The sequence below is a fragment of the Streptomyces vastus genome (genome assembly GCF_039532825.1).
GTDB lineage: Bacteria > Actinomycetota > Actinomycetes > Streptomycetales > Streptomycetaceae > Streptomyces > Streptomyces vastus.
Genome location: NZ_BAAASJ010000125.1, coordinates 83,409 through 98,736, shown reverse-complemented (window position 1 = coordinate 98,736; position 15,328 = coordinate 83,409). Strand labels below are relative to the sequence as shown.

General features: G+C 68.4%; 12 protein-coding genes and 4 pseudogenes. 9 read left to right on the top strand and 7 right to left on the bottom strand.

The window, feature by feature from the left end:
- Positions 1-235 precede the first annotated feature (235 nt).
- The 3 genes and pseudogenes from ABD357_RS42790 to ABD357_RS42780 all read right to left on the bottom strand — a co-directional run.
- Positions 236-1,687, bottom strand: a complete 1,452-nt coding sequence (locus ABD357_RS42790) for a sensor histidine kinase (protein ID WP_344397032.1) — start codon at positions 1,685-1,687, stop codon at positions 236-238.
- Positions 1,684-2,376 carry a response regulator transcription factor gene (locus ABD357_RS42785; RefSeq protein ID WP_344397031.1) on the bottom strand — a complete coding sequence of 231 codons (693 nt, stop codon included), beginning with the start codon at positions 2,374-2,376 and terminating at the stop codon, positions 1,684-1,686. Before ABD357_RS42785 ends, ABD357_RS42790 begins: the two co-directional genes overlap by 4 nt.
- 127 nt (positions 2,377-2,503) lie before the next feature.
- Positions 2,504-2,814 (bottom strand): annotated as a pseudogene (locus ABD357_RS42780) (transposase); the annotation flags it as partial.
- Between the two features lie 248 nt (positions 2,815-3,062).
- Between ABD357_RS42780 and ABD357_RS42775 the strand changes: the two are divergent.
- The 3 genes and pseudogenes from ABD357_RS42775 to ABD357_RS42765 all read left to right on the top strand — a co-directional run.
- Positions 3,063-3,476: pseudogene (locus ABD357_RS42775) on the top strand (IS110 family transposase); the annotation flags it as partial.
- A 2-nt stretch (positions 3,477-3,478) separates the two neighbouring features.
- Positions 3,479-3,694 carry an aromatic-ring hydroxylase C-terminal domain-containing protein gene (locus tag ABD357_RS42770; RefSeq protein ID WP_344397622.1) on the top strand — a complete coding sequence of 72 codons (216 nt, stop codon included), beginning with the start codon at positions 3,479-3,481 and terminating at the stop codon, positions 3,692-3,694.
- 133 nt (positions 3,695-3,827) lie between these two features.
- Entirely contained in the window at positions 3,828-4,955 is a 1,128-nt protein-coding gene (locus tag ABD357_RS42765; RefSeq protein ID WP_344397030.1) for an amidohydrolase family protein, read from the top strand.
- 180 nt (positions 4,956-5,135) lie between these two features.
- Here the strand turns inward: ABD357_RS42765 and ABD357_RS42760 are convergent, their stop codons facing one another.
- Positions 5,136-5,324, bottom strand: a complete 189-nt coding sequence (locus ABD357_RS42760; protein WP_344397651.1) for a hypothetical protein — start codon at positions 5,322-5,324, stop codon at positions 5,136-5,138.
- Between ABD357_RS42760 and ABD357_RS42755 the strand changes: the two are divergent.
- Positions 5,247-6,135: pseudogene (locus ABD357_RS42755) on the top strand (integrase core domain-containing protein). The gene ABD357_RS42760 and the pseudogene ABD357_RS42755 overlap by 78 nt on opposite strands.
- Before the next feature lie 27 nt (positions 6,136-6,162).
- A pseudogene (locus ABD357_RS42750) lies at positions 6,163-6,270 on the top strand (bifunctional DNA-formamidopyrimidine glycosylase/DNA-(apurinic or apyrimidinic site) lyase); the annotation flags it as partial.
- On the opposite strand, the gene ABD357_RS42745 reads toward ABD357_RS42750, so the two are convergent.
- Positions 6,243-6,632 carry a winged helix-turn-helix transcriptional regulator gene (locus tag ABD357_RS42745; protein WP_344397028.1) on the bottom strand — a complete coding sequence of 130 codons (390 nt, stop codon included), beginning with the start codon at positions 6,630-6,632 and terminating at the stop codon, positions 6,243-6,245. The pseudogene ABD357_RS42750 and the gene ABD357_RS42745 overlap by 28 nt on opposite strands.
- 71 nt (positions 6,633-6,703) lie before the next feature.
- Positions 6,704-7,834, bottom strand: a complete 1,131-nt coding sequence (locus ABD357_RS42740; RefSeq protein ID WP_344397026.1) for a CAP domain-containing protein — start codon at positions 7,832-7,834, stop codon at positions 6,704-6,706.
- Between the two features lie 131 nt (positions 7,835-7,965).
- On the opposite strand from ABD357_RS42740, the gene ABD357_RS42735 reads away from it, so the two are divergent.
- The 4 genes from ABD357_RS42735 to ABD357_RS42720 all read left to right on the top strand — a co-directional run bounded on the left by ABD357_RS42735 (position 7,966) and on the right by ABD357_RS42720 (position 14,283).
- Positions 7,966-8,247 (top strand): acylphosphatase, encoded by a 282-nt coding sequence (locus tag ABD357_RS42735; RefSeq protein WP_344397025.1) that lies wholly within the window; start codon positions 7,966-7,968, stop codon positions 8,245-8,247.
- 392 nt (positions 8,248-8,639) lie between these two features.
- Positions 8,640-8,843 (top strand): hypothetical protein, encoded by a 204-nt coding sequence (locus ABD357_RS42730; protein ID WP_165338055.1) that lies wholly within the window; start codon positions 8,640-8,642, stop codon positions 8,841-8,843.
- Positions 8,844-9,055: 212 nt separating this feature from the next.
- Positions 9,056-12,637 carry a chromosome segregation protein SMC gene (smc, locus tag ABD357_RS42725; protein ID WP_344397021.1) on the top strand — a complete coding sequence of 1,194 codons (3,582 nt, stop codon included), beginning with the start codon at positions 9,056-9,058 and terminating at the stop codon, positions 12,635-12,637.
- Between the two features lie 227 nt (positions 12,638-12,864).
- Positions 12,865-14,283 carry a sugar porter family MFS transporter gene (locus ABD357_RS42720; RefSeq protein WP_344397019.1) on the top strand — a complete coding sequence of 473 codons (1,419 nt, stop codon included), beginning with the start codon at positions 12,865-12,867 and terminating at the stop codon, positions 14,281-14,283.
- Between the two features lie 21 nt (positions 14,284-14,304).
- Here ABD357_RS42720 and ABD357_RS42715 read toward each other — a convergent pair whose 3' ends face one another.
- Positions 14,305-15,285, bottom strand: coding sequence for an LLM class flavin-dependent oxidoreductase (locus ABD357_RS42715; RefSeq protein WP_344397017.1), 981 nt, complete (start codon positions 15,283-15,285; stop codon positions 14,305-14,307).
- Between the last annotated feature and the right edge of the window lie 43 nt (positions 15,286-15,328).

The following is a 15,328-nucleotide window of genomic DNA, read 5'->3' as shown; positions in this document are numbered from 1 at the left end:
TGCCCGACGGTCGCCGCCCTTTGGTCCTGCGCCACGCGCCGGGGCTGGGGTCGGCGCACCGTGTCCTGCCCGGTGGCGGGCCGCGCGGGCCATTGCCCGAGGGCCGCCGTCCCTTGGTCCTGCGCCGTGCGGCCGGGGCTGGGGTCGGCGCACCGTGTCCTGCCCGGTGGCGGGCCGCGCGGGCCATTGCCCGAGGGCCGCCGTCCCTTGTCCTGCGCCGCGCCGCCGGGGCGGGTCAGCGCACCGCGGTGTCATCCCCGGCGGTGAGCCGCGCGATCGGGGCGGGCGGGGCCGCGGCCGGAAGGTCGACCCGAAGCAGCGCGCCACCGCGTGCGGAGCGGGCGACGGTGGCCCGGCCGCCGTGGGCGTCGACGACCCGCTGCACGATCGACAGCCCCAGACCGGATCCCGGCAACGCCCGGGCGCTGTCGGCACGGTAGAACCGGTCGAACACCCGCGGTACGTCGGCGGCGTCGATGCCCGGCCCGGCGTCGTCGACCTCGAGCACCACCGACGCGCCCTCGGCACGGAGCCGGACCTGGACCGGCTGGTCCGCGGGGGACCACTTGCCGGCGTTGTCGATGAGGTTGAGCACCGCCCGCTCGAGCGCAGCGGGACGCCCGCTCACCCACACAGAGGTCACGTCCAGCACGACCTCGATGTCGGGCACGCGGGAACGCGCCCGGGTGGCAGCGGCCACCACCACGTCGGCGAGGTCGAGCACCTCGGTGCTCTCGTCGCTGACGTCACCGCGCGCCAGGTCGGTCAGCTCGGCGGCAAGGGTGCTCAACTCGGCCACCTGGGCGCCGAGATCGTTGAGCAGCCGGGTCCGGCTCTCCGCCGGCAGTGCGCTGTCCAGGGTGCCGCGCCGATCGAGCCGGATCAGCAGCTCGACGTTGAGGCGCAGGCTGGTGAGCGGGGTCTTGAGCTCGTGGGCGGCGTCCTCGGCGAGCAGCCGCTGGGCCCGCCGGGAGTCCCGGAGCGCGGCGAGCATGTCGTTGATCGACTGGATCAGCCGCCGGATCTCCCCACCGCCCTCATCCGGGATGTCGGCGTCGAGATCCCGGGTGTGCGCGACACGTACCGCGGCGGCGGTCAGCCGGTCGATCGGTGCCAGCCCGGTCCGCGCCACGGTCCGCCCGACAAGGGCACCGCCGACCACGCAGAGCAGCCCGATCAGCAGCATGCCGAACCCGAACCGGTTGATCGGGCTGTCGTCGACGACGTGGGCCACCTGGACCGCGCCGTCGCCCGCCCGCAGCGTGTAGATGACGTAGCCGTCCTCGTCGCTGTCGTTCGACTCCATCAGGTCGGCCGACGCGCCCTGCGCCACGCGCCCGGCGTCCTCGCTGACCGGGGGCAGCGCGGGTTGGCCGGCCGGCGTCCGGATCGAGCCGTCGGGCAGGATGACCCGCACCAGCCGACCGGATCCGGGATACGGCGGTAGCTGGACCTGCGCCAGACCGGCGCGCTCCGCGTTCGTCGCCAGGACGCGGGAGTCGGCGCGCAGCTGATTCTCGGCGGTGTCTCGCAGCTCCCAGTCCAGTAGCTCGCTGGCCACCTGGAAGGCCACGAACACGCTGACCGCGATGGCCGTCGCCGCAATCACCGTCAGCCTGGCCCGCAGGGACCACCGGCGCCACCATCGGGTCAGCCGGCGCGGTTCCCGGCCGGCGTGCCTGCTCACGGAGGAGTCTCCCGCAACGTGTATCCCAGGCCGCGCAGCGTGTAGATCAATCGCGGCTCACCCTCGGCCTCCATCTTGCGGCGCAGGTAGCTCACGTATACCTGGAGGTTGTTGGCGGTGGAGCTCATGCCGAAGCCCCAGATCGCGTCGAACAGCGCGTCGCGGGTCACGACCCGGGTCGCGTTGCTCAAGAGGACCTGCAGGAGGGAGAACTCGGTCCGGGTCAGGCGCAGCGGCCGCGCGCCCCGCCACGCCTCGAACCTGTCGGGATCGAGCCGGACGTCGGCGAACGACAGGATCTGCGACTCCTCGTCGGTCGGCGTGCGTCGGCGCAGCAAGGCCCGCACCCGGGCCAGTAACTCCTCGGTGGCGAACGGCTTGGGCAGGTAGTCGTCGGCGCCCGCGTCCAACCCCGCGACCCGGTCGGAGACCTGGTCACGGGCGGTCAGCATCAGCACCGGCAGATCCCGGCCCGCGGCCCGCAACCGCCGGCAGGTCTCCAACCCGCCGAGGCGGGGCATCATCACGTCGAGGATCAGCAGATCCAGCGTGTCACCGCTGGCCTCACCGACCCCGTCGAGCACGGCGAGACCGTTGGCGACGGTGCTGGTGTCGTAACCCTCGACCTGGAGCACCCGCTCCAGCGAATCCCGGATGGCCGCTTCATCATCCGCGATCATGATCCGCACGCCGGCCCGCCCCCCTCCAGTCGATGCTTTTGCCGCTCATTGTCCCCGATCAACCTGAGGCCAGGATTAGAGCGTCGCCGCTGTGGTGCCCGCGGGCCGTGCTCTTACGGATACTTAAGATCGTTTCCTACGTGGTGAGGCGGACGAGGCGCTTGTAGCAGCATAGGGCGGCGGCAAGTCCGAGAAATGCCAGGTAGTTGCGGGGCTGGCGCTCGTAGCGGGGACTGAGTCTGCGGTAACCGGACAGCCATGACGTTGCGTGCGCTCGATCACCCACCTCCGACGCCCTAATCGCTCGCTGGATTCGATGCCTTTCCGGGCGATGCGAACTCCGATACGTTTCCATCGGGGTCATCTGCGCAGGTCGGCGCGGTCGTAGGCTTTGTCTGCGTGTAGGCGCTGGGGCTTGAAGTACCGGCCGCGGTGAGGGTCGTGTCTCCTTACGTTGTTCCTGGGGCTGATTCCGGTCACTCGTAGGATCGGAAGGCCCAGGGATGCTGGGTGTGGCTGCGTGTCTCCAGCCCAGTGGTGGCTTCAAACGATTGGCCGCCCGGCATCCCGCGACGAGCCGGCCACTCATTGGGATGCGCGGCAAAGATCGCTTGGTGAGGACACGCTGGCGAGGTCGTCCTGCGACAGATAGAGGAACGACTTCGGAGGCGGCCGTGCCCCAACTGTGGGCTGGTATGGATGCAGGCAAGGCCGAGCACCACTGCGTGGTGCTCGGTGCTGACGGCACGCGGGAGCTGTCGCAGCGTGTGGTCAACGACGAGAATGCATTGCTCAAACTGATCAGCGATGTGCTGGAGTTGAGCGGCGGTGAGCCGGTGACGTGAGCGATCGACCTCGACGCCGGCGGGGCTGCCCTGATGATCGCGCTGCTGACCGACCACGGGCAAAAGGTCCTCTACATCCCCGGCCGCACCGTCCATCACGCCTCCGGATCCTACCGGGGCGATGGGAAGACGGACGCGAAGGATGCCTTCGTCATTGCGGATCAGGCGCGCATGCGATGTGACCTTCAGCCGGTTCACCGCGGCGACGAGATTGCGGTCGACCTGCGGTTTCTCACCTCGCGTCGCCTGCACCTGGCTGCGGACTCCTGCTGGACCTCGTCGACCGCGCGGAGGTCCGCGACGCCGCGGCCGCGTGGACCGGACGGGTCAACTCCGTCATCGCCCGCACGGACCGGGTGGACGTCGACGCCTTGCTGATCCGGCCCGACGGCTGTGTCGCCTGGGCCTTGCCGACCGGGCAGGACCTCGACGCCACCACGCTGGTGCGTGCGCTGGGCACCTGGTTCGGCCAACCGGCCTGAGCACCGTATTAACGTTCGTCTCAGGTTCGCTTGGTAGGAAGTAGGCATCCGGATAAGCGAGGTAACCCGTCGTGTCTTGCAGACGGATGCCGCACGGATACCGCACCACACAAACACCTGAGGAGAAACTGACATGAAGTCCAACGCAAACCCTCTGAAGCACCTCACGACGGGACGCCGCGGCTTTCTAGCCGGCACGGCAGCACTTGGCATTGGTGCCGGCTTGTCCACGCATGCCATTGCCTCCCGCGCGGCAGCGAACGAGACTACGGATTTTTCACAGCGAGACCAGGACCTGCCCTTCATCGGCACGGAAGAGACCTTTTCCACCCATGAGTTGATGGTGCTGAACGACAGGCTGTTCCTCGAGGATACTGGTCTTGCCGAGCTCGGCCCGCGCCGCATCGGTGCAATGGATGAAGCAGGGCTCAACGTTCAAATCCTCTCCGCACATACGCCAGGTGTGCAGAATGTCAAAGGTCAGAAGGGAATCGATTTTGCGTATCGTCTCAACAAGTTGCTTGTCGATGGACCGATGGCCACCTATCCGGGGCGGTTTAAGGCATTTGCAACCTTGCCTCTGCAGAATCCGGAGGCCTCGGCAGACGAACTGGAACGCACAGTACGGGAAGATGGCTTCCTGGGATGTTTGACCAATGGAATCATCGGGAATAAATTCCTCGACCATCCCGACTTTGAGCCCCTGCTGGCGCGCGCCGAAGCCCTTGATGTGCCGATATACATCCATCCGGGCCTGCCGCCTGACGAGGTTTTCGAAATCTACTACAGCAATATGCGGCCGGAATATCAGAAGGAGTTCCAGGACCAGGTTCTCAGCATCTCTGCATATGGATGGCACCAGGAAGTCGTTACTCAGTGCCTCCGAATGATCACCTCAGGAGTATTCGACAGGTATCCCAACCTCCGGATTATCATCGGCCATATGGGAGAGGGGCTTCCGTTCTTCTACAAACGCGTCGTGGAGAAGATGAGCGAAGTGACCAAGAAGAGCCTGGACAAGCCGTTCGAGCAGTATTTCCATGACAATTTCTGGTTCACAACCAGCGCATTCCCCCAGACTGAACTGCTCGATCTCCTGCTGAAGTACATAGGTGTGGATCGAGTGATGTTTGCAACCGACTACCCGTTTGCAAATATGAAAACTCAAACCGACTGGTTCCGGGGAGTCGCTTTGCCACGCGAAGCCAAGGAAAAAATTGCGTTCCGAAATGCGGAAAAACTGTTCGGAATTAAAGTCTGACACTGTGCGTGCCGAGAATCTCGTCCGCGCAGGTCATCCCGCTTGCGGCCGCTGCCAGTTGCCACGGCATGATGACCACTCGTGCTCCTGCGTCTCGCCTATCTGACCGTGTCGAATGCCTTCGCCGCGCTCTGGCTGCTCCCGATGAGCGACCGCGCCAAGGAGGCCGAGATCCTGGCCCTACGCCACCAGATCACGGTCCTTGAGCGCCAACTCGGCCCGAAAAGGGTGAAGTTTGCCCCCGAGGATCGGGCCTTCCTCGCCGCGCTCCTGGCACCGCTGCCGCGCCAGGTGCTGCGTCGTCTCCGGCTCCTGGTACGTCCGGACACGGTGCTGCGGTGGCACCACAACCTGGTGAAGCAGCGGCACGCCCCGCATCTGCCGCCCCAAGCGGCCCGGACGGCCGCGCACCGTCCGCTCGATCCGGGCGCTGGTCCTGCGCCTGGCCCGCGAGAACAGCGGCTGGGGCTACCGCCGCATCCACGGGGAACTGGCCGTGCTCGGCATCACGGTCGCCCCGTCCACTGTCTGGGAGATCCTCAAGGCCGAGGGCGTCGACCCGGCGCCAGAACGGACCGCCACCACCTGGGCCGGCTTCCTGCGCTCCCAGGCCGACGCCCTGCTGGCCATGGACTTCATCGAAACCATCACCCTGACCGGGCAGCGGCAGTACATCCTGGCCGTCATCGAGCACGCAACCCGCCGCATCCGCGTCCTGGGCACCACCGCGCACCCCACCGCGGGCTGGGTGACCCAGGCGGTCAAGAACCTCGTCATGGACCTTGAGGACGTGGGCGCGCACGCCGCCTACCTGATCCGCGACCGCGACGCGAAGTACCCTGCCCTGATCGACGAGATCCTCGCCGACGTCGGCATCCAGAGCGTGTTCACCGGCGTCCGCATGCCAAGGATGAACTCGATTATGGAGAGATGGGTGCTCAGCCCCCGCCGCGAGCCCCTCGACCGCACCCTCATCTGGAACGCTCACCACCTGCGCCATGCCCTGAGCGAGTACGAGCGGTTCTACAACGAGCACCGCACCCACCGCTCCCTGCAGGCAGCCGCGCCGCTGCGCGCACTCCCCGAAACCATCACCGACCCCAGGGAGATCGCTCGCCTCGACATACGTCGACACGACCGCCTCGGCGGAGTGATCCACGAGTACCAACACGCCGCTTGAGCTGCACGGACGTGATTCTCGGCACGCACAGAGCCGTGTCGGCGCTGCGGCACCGTGATCCGGCGGCGGCCATGGATGAACCGCTCCAGCTACTTCTGCCCGCGCTGTCAGCGAGTGCCACGCGTCGCGTCGTAACGCTCGCGCGCCGCCAGGACCTCGCCCATGCGACCCTCCATGAAGTGGATGAGGGCCAGCAGCCGCTCAGCGACCTGGTGGCCGAGCGGCGTCAGTTCGTAGTCCACACGCGGGGGGTTCGTGGGCTGCGCCTCACGGTGCACCAGACCGTCGCGCTCCAGTGCGTGCAGCGTCTGCGACAGCATCTTCTCGCTCACGCCGTCGACGCGCCGACGCAGCTCATTGAAGCGGAACGGGCCTTCGTACAACGCCCCGAGGGTGAGCCCGCCCCAGCGCCCCGTGACGTGCTCCAGGGTGCCCCGCGAGGGACACCCCTTGGAGAACACGTCAAACGGAAGATCCTGTGTCTCCGTTAGGTCCATACCTTGAGCGTACTCCGGCGCAGCGCCTACCAACAGGTGGCGCTAACCAAGGGAAATCGCTCAGTGGTCGCTCAGTAGCCGAAGTCCTGCGTCCACCAGGGTCCGCCCGCAGCGAAGTGGGCGCCGACTCCCAAGGTCTTGAAGTCGCAGTTCAGGATGTTCGCGCGGTGGCCGGGGCTGTTCATCCAGGCCTCCATGACGGCCTCGGCGTCGGCCTGGCCACGGGCTATGTTCTCGCCGCCGAGGTTCGCTATGCCGAGTACGTCCGCCCGGTCCCAGGGGGTGGCCCCGCTCGGGTCGGTGTGGTCGAAGAAGTCCCGCTCGGCCATGTCCTCGCTGAAGGCCTGGGCCAGCTTGGCGAGCGTGCCGGACGCCGTCACCGGGCTGCAGCCCGCCTTCTCCCGCTCCTGGTTCACCAGCTTGAGCACCTTGGCCTCGGCCGCCGTCTGCGGGGACACCGCCTTGGGCGGGGTGGGCTTGGGCACCTTCGTGGCCGTACGCGACGGAGTCGGCGTCGGCTTCGGCTTCTCCGGCGTTTTCGTGGTCGGCTTCGCCGAGGGCTCCTCTGTGGGCTCCTTCGTCGGCTTCGTGGGCGTCGGCGAGGGTGAGGGGGAACGGTCGGCGTCACGGCTCGCGCCGGAGCCGTCCCGGTCGTCGGCGGAGCCGTCCGCACCGCCCTGGGTGCCCAGGCCGGTCGGGAAGTCCGAGGTCTGCACCTTGCCCGCGTTGCTGCCGCCGGCCGTGTTGGTGTCACCGCCGCCCGGAACCAGCCCGGAGGCGACCGCGACGGCGCCCATCGCGACGGCCGCGGAGGCCCCGAGCAGACCGGTGCGCACGGGCACGGCGGCCCTGGCCTTCTTACGGCGGCGGTGCGAGCGCCCGCCGCGGGGGCCGGGAACGGACGCGAAGCTGGTCGTGGCGTACGCGTCGACGTCGCCCGTCGCGTAGAGGTAGGCGGCGCTCCCCGGAGCGGTGTCTCCCGCCGCGAAGAGATACGCGTCACTGTGCGCGTAGGCATCGTTCTGCGGGTGGAGGGCATGCCCCTCGTAGCGGCCCTGCCCGGCCGCCGAGATGGCGTCGGTCGCGTAGTAACCCGCACCGGCCGTTGAGTAGCCGCCGGTGAGTGATCCGTACGTTTGCGTGACGCCGGTGGCGCGGCCTGTGGCGGCGCGGCCGGCGGCGGAGCGTCGGTGGCGTCCCATCTCCTGGCCTTCCTCATCCTTGCAGTCAACGTTCCTCACCCGAACGAGTGAGGTGCATTGCGTCGGGACGGTACCGCATGACGCATGAGGAGGAAGTGCTCAGGAAACAAATGACTCGTTAGCGTGCACCCATGAACGACGATGTGCGACTCGTGGCATGGGTGCGAGGAAGCGTCCAAGGTGTGGGTTTCCGCTGGTTCACCCGCGCCAAGGCGCTGGAGCTCGGCGGCCTGAGTGGCTTTGCTCTCAATTTGCCGGACGGACGGGTACAGGTGGTCGCCGAGGGGCCGCGGTCCGGCTGTGAGGGACTGCTCGACTGGCTGCGGGGAGACGACACACCCGGCCGGGTCGACGGAGTCACCGAGATTTGGGACACACCCCGCGGCGGCTACGACGGCTTCGCCATCCGCTGAGATCCACTGCTCCTCGCGGGCCGCAACACCGCAGGCCGGGGGAACGTGAGCGACCCGGGGCACCTGCCAGAGGCAGAAACTACCTGGTGGTTGCCAAGAACCGCTTGCCGTGGCAGGCTCGCGAAGGAAGGATGATCTCTACGCCCTCAGGGCCCCGCAGGAGAGGCAGCGCCGCCCGTTTCCAGGCCGCGCGCCCCGGGTTGCCCGTCAATACGGGGCGTGATCGTGTTGACCGTCAAACTTTTTGGTGAGACGCTGAAAGCCCCGCGCACCTTAGCTGTTTGGCATGTAAGAACGGCAGCAACAACTGAACAGTGCCAAGCACCACGGGTGCGATTCCCTCACGACCCACACCGCTTCGGTCGGTCACTCATTGTGGAGGACCATCCATCATGGCAAAGGCGCTTCTCGGTTACGTCGGCGGCTCTGACCCGCGACTCCTCGCCGAGATGCGACGGCTCCAGCAGCGCGTCCAGGACCTGGAATCCGAGCTCGTACGGATCCAGGCCGAGAACGACGAGCTGACGGCTGCCGCTTCTCACGAACAGCTTCTGAAGAGCATCGACGTACCCCAGGCGGAGCCTGCGCTCACCTGACCACCACGGCAGACGACGCCGCCAGTGATCAGGCTGTCCGTGTCAGCCGCTAACCAGAATTGCAAGGGACGCTTCGGCGTCCCTTCTTTTTGCCCCCGCCTCTGTCCCGCGCACTCTTTCACTCTCTTTAACGTCTGGTGTGCCCTGCACGTTCATGGGCGAAACCGTTCGTTCATGGAGTGAGACAGACCCGGACGGTAGAGTCCGGCGGCGTGCACCTCAAGGCCCTGACCCTGAGAGGGTTCAAGTCGTTCGCTTCGGCGACCACGCTCCGGTTCGAGCCGGGGATCACGTGTGTCGTCGGTCCGAACGGTTCGGGCAAGTCCAATGTCGTGGACGCGCTCAGCTGGGTCATGGGCGAGCAGGGCGCCAAGTCGCTGCGCGGCGGCAAGATGGAGGACGTCATCTTCGCCGGCACCACCGGGCGCCCACCGCTCGGCCGCGCCGAGGTGTCCCTGACCATCGACAACTCCGACGGCGCGCTGCCCATCGAGTACGCCGAGGTCACCATCACGCGGATCATGTTCCGCAACGGCGGCAGCGAGTACCAGATCAACGGTGATACGTGCCGATTGCTGGACATTCAGGAGCTGTTGTCCGACTCCGGCATCGGCCGCGAGATGCACGTCATCGTCGGCCAGGGCCAGCTCGACTCCGTCCTGCACGCCGATCCGATGGGGCGCCGGGCCTTCATCGAGGAGGCCGCGGGCGTCCTCAAGCACCGTAAGCGCAAGGAGAAGGCGCTGCGGAAGCTGGACGCGATGCAGGCGAACCTCGCGCGCGTGCAGGACCTGACGGACGAACTGCGGCGCCAGCTCAAGCCGCTCGGCCGCCAGGCGGCCGTCGCGCGCCGGGCCGCCGTCATCCAGGCAGACCTGAGGGACGCCCGGCTGCGGCTGCTCGCCGACGACCTCGTACGACTCCGCCAGGCGCTCCAGGCCGAGATCGCCGACGAGGCCGCGCTCAAGGAACGCAAGGACGCCGCCGAGGCCGAACTGAAGAAGGCGCTCCAGCGGGAGGCACAGCTCGAGGACGAGGTGCGGCGCCTCACCCCGCGGCTCCAGCGGGCGCAGCAGACCTGGCACGAGCTGTCGCAGCTGGCCGAGCGGGTGCGCGGCACGATCTCGCTGGCCGACGCCCGGGTCAAGAGCGCGACCTCCGTGCCGCCCGAGGAACGCCGCGGACGCGATCCCGAGGACATGGAGCGCGAGGCCGCACGGATCCGTGAACAGGAAGCCGAACTCGAAGCGGCCCTCGAGGCGGCCGAGCGGGCACTGGAGGACACCGTTGCCCACCGGGCCGATCTTGAGCGCGAACTGGCGCTGGAGGAACGGCGGCTGAAGGACGTGGCCCGCGCCATCGCCGATCGCCGCGAAGGGCTCGCCCGGCTGAACGGCCAGGTCAACGCGGCCCGTTCGCGCGCCGCCTCCGCCCAGGCCGAGATCGACCGCCTCGCCTCCGCACGGGACGAGGCCCAGGAGCGGGCGGTCGCGGCGCAGGAGGAGTACGAGGCGCTCAAGGCCGAGGTCGACGGCCTGGACGAGGGAGACGCGGAACTGGCCGAGCGGCACGAGGCGGCCAAGTCCGCGCTGGCTCAGGCGGAGTCCGCCCTGGCGGCGGCCCGCGAGGCGACCACCTCCGCGGAACGCAAGCGCGCCGCCACCCAGGCCCGCCACGAGGCCCTGGCCCTCGGCCTGCGCCGCAAGGACGGCACGGGGGCCCTGCTCGGGGCGAAGGACCGTCTCACCGGCCTTCTGGGGCCGGCCGCCGAACTCCTGACGGTCACTCCGGGCTACGAGGTCGCCCTGGCCGCCGCCTTCGGGACCGCAGCGGACGCCATCGCGGTGACCACCCCCAACTCGGCCGCCGAGGCCATCCGCCTGCTCCGCAAGCAGGACGCCGGGCGAGCGGCCCTGCTGCTGGCGGGGGCACCCGAGGAGGTGCCGGCATCGGGCGACGGCGCAGGCAGCGGCGTAACCCCGGAGTACGACGGGCCTCCGTACGCCGCCGATCTGGTCCGGGGGCCCGCAGAACTCATGCCCGCCGTACGGCGGTTGCTGCGGGGCATCGTCGTGGTCGGGACCCTTGAGGACGCCGAGGATCTGGTGAGTGCGCGGCCGGAGCTGACCGCGGTGACCGCCGAAGGCGATCTGCTCGGGGCGCACTTCGCGCACGGAGGGTCGGCCGGGGCGCCGAGTCTGCTGGAGGTGCAGGCGTCCGTCGACGAAGCCGCAGCCGAGCTGGAAGAACTCGCCGTGCGGTGCGAGGAGTTGAACGAGGCCCAGCATCTCGCCGCCGAACAGCGCAAGGAACGGGCCGCGCTCGTCGAGGAGTTGGGGGAGCGGCGGCGGGCCGGCGAGCGGGAGAGGTCGGCGGTCGCCCAGCAGCTCGGGCGGCTGGCCGGGCAGGCCCGCGGGGCGGCAGGAGAGGCCGAGCGGAGCACCGCCGCTGCCGTGCGGGCGCAGGAAGCCCTCGACAGGGCCCTCGAGGAAGTCGAAGAGCTGGCCGAACGGCTCGCCGTGGCCGAGGAGATGCCCGTCGAGGAGGAGCCCGACACCTCCGTACGGGACCGGCTCGCCGCGGACGGCGCCAACGCGCGGCAGACCGAGATGGAGGCCCGGCTCCAGGCACGTACGCACGAGGAACGGGTCAAAGGGCTGGCAGGACGGGCCGACTCGCTCGACCGTGCCGCGCGCACCGAACGTGAGGCACGCGCGCGTGCCGAGCAGCGCAGGGCACGGCTGAGGCACGAGGCCGCCGTCGCCGAAGCCGTCGCCTCCGGTGCGCGGCAACTGCTCGCGCACGTCGAAGTCTCGGTGGGCCGGGCGGAGGAGGAACGCGCCGCCGCCGAGAGCGCCAAGGCCCTGCGCGAGCAGGATCTTGTCGCGGCCCGGAACGAAGGCCGCCACCTGAAGGCCGAGCTCGACAAGCTCACGGACTCCGTGCACCGCGGCGAGGTGCTCGGCGCCGAGAAACGGCTGCGGATCGAGCAGCTGGAGACGAAGGCGCTCGAGGAGCTCGGTGTGGAGCCGGCGGGGCTCGTCGCCGACTACGGCCCCGACCAGCTCGTACCGCCCTCGCCGCCCGCCGAGGGCGAAGAGCTGCCCGAAGACCCGGAACACCCCCGCAACCAGCCCCGGCCGTTCGTCCGCGCCGAGCAGGAGAAACGGCTCAGGTCGGCCGAGCGGGCGTACCAGCAGCTCGGCAAGGTCAACCCGCTGGCCCTGGAGGAGTTCGCCGCGCTCGAGGAACGCCACCAGTTCCTCAGCGAACAGCTGGAAGACCTGAAAAAGACGCGTGCCGATCTTCTCCAGGTGGTGAAGGAGGTCGACGAGCGCGTCGAGCAGGTCTTCACCGAGGCGTTCCGGGACACGGCCCGCGAGTTCGAAGGAGTCTTCAGCCGGCTGTTCCCGGGCGGCGAGGGACGGCTGATCCTGACCGACCCCGACAACATGCTCACCACCGGCATCGATGTGGAGGCCCGGCCGCCGGGCAAGAAGGTCAAGCGCCTCAGCCTGCTCTCCGGCGGCGAGCGCTCGCTGACCGCCGTGGCGATGCTCGTATCGATCTTCAAGGCCCGGCCCAGCCCGTTCTATGTGATGGACGAGGTCGAGGCGGCGCTCGACGACACCAACCTGCAGCGGCTCATCCGCATCATGCAGGAGCTGCAGGAGGCCTCGCAGCTGATCGTGATCACTCACCAGAAGCGCACGATGGAGGTCGCCGACGCGCTGTACGGCGTCTCCATGCAGGGCGACGGGGTGTCGAAGGTCATCAGCCAGCGGCTTCGGTAGCCCGGCCTCGTCGGCTCTTCGGGCGGATGGACGGTCGCATGACGGTCACAACATGGGCCAGCCATTCAAGTTTCGAACACAACATCCTTACCTCTCTATAGCTTTGCTCACACCGGACCCGGTTGACTTCGAAACTTGAACGAATAACCTCGGAAACGTTGCCTTTACCTTCAGTTGAAGGGCTTGCCCACCCCCCGGCAGCGAGGCCGGCGGCCCGAGGAGTACACGTGACCAGTGCAGCGCAGGTACCCAAGTCAGGAGCCCGAGAGGCTCATCCCGAACACCTCGGGCACGTCATCTTCATCGCGGCGGCGGCCGCGATGGGCGGCTTCCTCTTCGGCTACGACAGTGCCGTGATCAACGGCGCCGTCGAAGCCATCCGGGACCGCTACGACATCGGCTCCGCGGCCCTGGCGCAGGTGATCGCCATCGCGCTGATCGGCTGCGCGATCGGCGCCGCCACGGCGGGCCGCATCGCCGACCGCATAGGCCGCATCCGCTGCATGCAGATCTCGGCCGTCCTCTTCATCGTCAGCGCCGTCGGCTCCGCACTGCCCTTCGCGCTGTACGACCTGGCCTTCTGGCGCATCGTCGGCGGCTTCGCCATCGGCATGGCCTCAGTGATCGGCCCCGCCTACATCGCCGAGGTCGCCCCCGCCGCGTACCGCGGACGCCTCGGCTCCTTCCAGCAGGCCGCGATCGTCATCGGCATCGCCGTCTCCCAGCTCGTCAACTGGGGCATCCTGAACGCCGCGGACGGCGACCAGCGCGGCAAACTGATGGGCCTGGAAGCCTGGCAGGTCATGCTCGGCGTGATGGTCATCCCCGCCATCCTGTACGGCCTGCTCTCCTTCGCGATCCCCGAGTCACCCCGCTACCTCATCTCCGCCGGCAAGGAGACCCGCGCCCGCGAAGTGCTCGCCGAGGTCGAGGGCAAGGACATCGACCTGGACGCCCGCGTGCGGGAGATCGAGCACGCCATGAAGAGCGAACACAAGTCGACCTTCAAGGACCTGCTCGGCGGCAGCTTCTTCTTCCGGCCGATCGTCTGGATCGGCATCGGGCTCTCCGTCTTCCAGCAGTTCGTCGGCATCAACGTCGCGTTCTACTACTCCTCGACGCTGTGGCAGTCCGTCGGCGTCGACCCGACCGAGTCCTTCTTCTACTCGTTCACGACGTCGATCATCAACATCGTCGGCACCGTGATCGCCATGATCTTCGTCGACCGCGTCGGCCGCAGGCCCCTCGCGCTCATCGGCTCCGTCGGCATGGTCCTCGGTCTCGCCCTCGAAGCCTGGGCCTTCTCCTTCGACCTCGTCGACGGCAAGCTGCCGGCCACCCAGGGCTGGGTCGCGCTGATCGCAGCCCACGTCTTCGTGCTCTTCTTCGCCCTCTCCTGGGGCGTGGTCGTCTGGGTCTTCCTCGGCGAGATGTTCCCGAACAAGATCCGCGCCGCCGCCCTCGGCGTCGCCGCCTCCGCGCAGTGGATCGCCAACTGGGCCATCACCGCGAGCTTCCCGTCCCTGGCCGACTGGAACCTCTCCCTGACGTACGTGATCTACACCGTCTTCGCCGCCCTCTCCATCCCCTTCGTGCTCAAGTTCGTCACGGAGACCAAGGGCAAGGCGCTGGAGGAGATGGGATAGGCAAGGCAGTACCGTCCCGGCTCAGCCCTCCGCGGCCCTGAGCCGGGGCAGCACGTTCTCGCAGAACAGATGCATGCTGCGCCAGCCCTCGTCGATCGGCATCCCGCCGGACAACGGATGCAGTACGTAGTTGTCGAGGCCCTGGGCCAGGCACTCGTCCGGCGTCACGATCCGGTACACACCCTCGGCGCGCAGTTCGTCGAGCGTCGTCGCCCCCGACTTCACCGCGGAACGGATGTCGCCGGACTGCCAGGACGCGTACGTCCGCGCCTCGTGCAGGAAGTGCTCGCCGTGCTCCGCCCACACCCGGTCCGGATCCTCGGCCAGGTGCAGCAGCGGAGTCTCGGCCGGAGGCATCATGGTCCAGCCCTCCGTGCCGTACTCCACGAGACGCTCCTTGTAGTAAGCCTCCAGCTCCGGCAGATGCGCGCTCGGGAAGAACGGCAGCCCGAGCCGGGCGGCACGCCGGGCCGCCGCCTGCGAGGAGCCGCCGACCAGCAGCAGCGGATGCGGCCGGGTGTACGGGCGCGGAGTGATCCGGACCGTACGGCCCCGGTACTCGAAGTCCTCGCCCGTCCACGCCTTGAGCAGCGTCTCCAGCAGCTCGTCCTGGAGCTTGCCGCGCCGCTTCCACTCGACGTCGAACAGCGCGTACTCCTCGGGGCGGTAGCCGATCCCCGCGACCGTCACCAGCCGGCCGCCGCTGATCAGATCGAGTACGGCGATCTCCTCGGCCAGCCGCAGCGGATCATGCAGCGGACCGATGATCGCCGAGACCGTGACCGCGATCCGGCGCGTGGCTCCGAAGACCGCGCCCGCGAAGGTGAAAGGCGAGGGCAACCAGTTGTTGGGGACGCCGTGGTGCTCCTCGGTCTGCACGGTGCTCATCCCGCGGTCGTCGGCGTACGCGGCCATCTCCAGGGCGGCCTGGTAGCGGGCGCTGAGGGATTCGCTCGTCGCGTCGGGCTCCACCAGGTTGAAACGTACGACCGTCACGGGCATGGCGCGTCCTCCTTCGGGCGGGTGCCGGAGAAGGGGACGGTAG

Bases quoted from the DNA above. Each gene is read 5' to 3' on its own strand.
- ABD357_RS42745 (WP_344397028.1), bottom strand. From the start codon at position 6,632: ATGGACCTAACGGAGACACAGGATCTTCCGTTTGACGTGTTCTCCAAG.
- ABD357_RS42715 (WP_344397017.1), bottom strand. From the start codon at position 15,285: ATGCCCGTGACGGTCGTACGTTTCAACCTGGTGGAGCCCGACGCGACG.
- ABD357_RS42740 (WP_344397026.1), bottom strand. From the start codon at position 7,834: ATGGGACGCCACCGACGCTCCGCCGCCGGCCGCGCCGCCACAGGCCGC.
- ABD357_RS42730 (WP_165338055.1), top strand. From the start codon at position 8,640: ATGGCAAAGGCGCTTCTCGGTTACGTCGGCGGCTCTGACCCGCGACTC.
- ABD357_RS42765 (WP_344397030.1), top strand. From the start codon at position 3,828: ATGAAGTCCAACGCAAACCCTCTGAAGCACCTCACGACGGGACGCCGC.
- ABD357_RS42735 (WP_344397025.1), top strand. From the start codon at position 7,966: ATGAACGACGATGTGCGACTCGTGGCATGGGTGCGAGGAAGCGTCCAA.